Origin of the sequence: Streptomyces sp. NPDC047515 (assembly GCF_040643055.1) — a bacterium.
GTDB lineage: Bacteria > Actinomycetota > Actinomycetes > Streptomycetales > Streptomycetaceae > Streptomyces.
Genome location: NZ_JBEYTM010000144.1, coordinates 1 through 2799 on the forward strand (window position 1 = coordinate 1; position 2799 = coordinate 2799).

General features: G+C 68.1%; 1 protein-coding gene. It reads left to right on the forward strand.

The genetic code is table 11. The features are described 5' to 3' along the window. Positions 1-2799 (forward strand): condensation domain-containing protein (locus ABZ826_RS39085; protein WP_361459323.1); only part of this gene is annotated, 2799 nt, incomplete at both ends.

The following is a 2799-nucleotide window of genomic DNA, read 5'->3' on the forward strand; positions in this document are numbered from 1 at the left end:
ACCACGCCTGCTACATCATCTTCACCTCCGGATCCACCGGACACCCCAAAGGCACCACCGTCACCCACGCCAACGTCACCCGCCTCTTCAACGCCATCCAACAACGCCTCCCCTTCGGCCCCGACGACACCTGGACCCTCTTCCACAGCTACGCCTTCGACGTGTCGGTCATGGAGATGTGGGGTGCCCTCACCACCGGCGGGCGCCTGGTCGTGGTGCCGTATCTGGCCAGCCGGGACTCGGAGGCGTTCTACGCACTCGTACGCGACCGGTCAGTCACGATGCTCAGCCAAACCCCCTCTGCCTTCCGCCAGTTCGAGACGGTCGACGCAGTGGAGGGCGGGGAACTGGGCCTGCGGGCAGTGCTGTTCGCGGGCGAGGCGCTGAACCGGGCGTCGGTGCGCCGCTGGGGCGCCCGTCACGGTTACGCCTCGCCGCTTCTCATCAACCTGTACGGCATCACCGAGACCACCGTGCACGTGACGTACGCCGAGGTGGACGAGGACCAGCTCGACGGTACGTTCAGCCGGATCGGCAGGGCGTTGCCCGACCTCCGTCTTTACGTCCTGGATCCGTCGGGTGATCCGAGTCCGATCGGTGTCATCGGGGAGCTCCACGTCGGCGGGCCCGGCGTGACACGTTGCTACACGGGCCAACCGGCGCTCACCGCACAGCGTTTCGTGCCGGACCATCTCGGCCGTACGCCGGGCGCCCGGCTATACCGCAGCGGGGACCTCGCCCGCTGGACACCCTCCGGCGACCTGGAATACCTGGGCCGGGCCGACGCACAGGTGAAGGTGCGCGGCTACCGCGTCGAACTGCCGGAGATCGAGGCACGACTGGGCCGGCGGCCCGAGATCCGGCAGGCCGTCGTGGTCGTCCGGGACGATCTCGGCGGCCACACGGACCTCGTCGCCTATCTCGTACCGGAACCGGAAGCCGACCGGCCCACCACCAGCGCACTCCGCGACGCCCTCGCCGGCGACCTCCCCGACTACATGATCCCGAGGAACTTCGTCTTCCTCGACTCCCTCCCGCTCACTCCGCAGGGCAAGCTCAGTCACCGGGCATTGCCCGCTCCGACGACCGAACGCCCGGAGCTGACAGCCGAGTTCATCTCTCCGCTGCCCGGGACGGAGGAACTGCTCGCGGGAATCTGGAGCAGCGTTCTGGGCGTCGACCGGGTCGGTCGCCACGACAACTTCTTCGACCTCGGCGGCGACTCCATCCGCAGCATCCAGGTGCTGGGACTGGCTCGTGCCCAGGGGGTGGGCTTCGAGCTGCAGGACCTCTTCCGCACGCCCACCCTGGCGGGGCTGGCCGAGGCCGCCTCGACCCACGCGGTATCCGACACTCCGCGGCGCGACCGTGAGCCGTTCTCCATGGTGAACGGCGAGGACAGGGCGCGGCTGCCCCAGGGACTCGTGGACGCCTATCCGATGGCGGAACTCCAGGTCGGCATGATCTACGAGATGGAGCTGGACCGTGAACGGCTGCCGTACCACAACGTGGACAGCATGCGCATCAACGGCCGGTTCGACGAGCGCAGCTTCAAGGAGGCGCTCCGCCTGGTCGTGGAACGCCACCCGATACTCCGTACGTCCCTGGAGCTGAGCGGCTACAGCGAGCCGCTCCAGCTGGTGCATGCCACGGCGGAGATGCCGTGCGTGGTGTCCGATCTGCGCACACTCGACGACGAGGCGCAACAGACGGCGATCGCCGCATACGTGGCCTTCGAACGCTCCCACGTGTTCGACCACTCCCGGCCGCCGTTGCTGCGGTTCGGCGTCCACTGGCTCTCCGACGATGCGTTCCAGTGGACGGTGACCGAACACCACGCCATTTTCGACGGCTGGAGCCTTCACTCCACGCTCGCCGAGATCACTGGCCTCTACCACCGGCTCGCGACCGGTGCGGGCACGGTCGCCGCCCTCGACCCGCCCGAGTCCGCGTACCGCGATTTCATCGCGGCGGAACGGGAGGTGCTGCGCTCGAAGGAGAGCGAGACGTTCTGGCTGGAGCGGCTCACGGACCGGCCCACGGGCCGGCTCCCACGCTGGCCGGACCGGCACGGCGCCGGGCCGGCCACGCCCGAGCGCGAGAACGAGTGGCGGGTGCTGCACACGGCGGAGAAGCATGGCTCGATCGAGACACTGCTACCGGCGGAGCTGTGCGACGAACTGCTGGCGCTGGCCAAGCGTTGTGGGGTGCCGCTGAAGTCCGTGATGCTGGCAGCGCATCTGCGGGTCATGAGTCTGGTCACCGGAAGCACGGACGTACTGGCCGGGCTGTCGTCCAACGGGCGGCTGGAGGAGGCCGGGGCGACCGAGGTGCGGGGGCTCTTCCTGAACACCGTCCCGTTCCGGCTGGAACTGCCGGAGGGCAGTTGGCTGGACCTCGTACGCGCCGTGTTCGAGGCCGAGCAGGACATGCTGCCCCATCGCAGATACCCGCTGGGGGCGCTGCAGCGTCGTATGGGTGGCGAGGCTCTGTTCGAGACCAGCTTCGTGTACAACCACTTCCACGTGCTCACCGACGAGTTCGGTGAGGGTCGTCTGACGATCGTGGACGGGAAGATCGACAGCTTCAGCACGCTGCGTGCCGAGCCGACCAACTTCCCGCTGAGTGTCGGCGTGATCCGCAATCCGTATTCCACACGGCTGCTCCTGAGTCTCGACTACCACCTCGGTGTTCTGGTCGAGGACCAGGTGGCGTTGATGCGGGACTACTACGTGCGGGTGCTGGAGTCGATGGTCTCCGAACCGGACACCGCGTTCGGGGACGTCGTCCTGCTCGGCG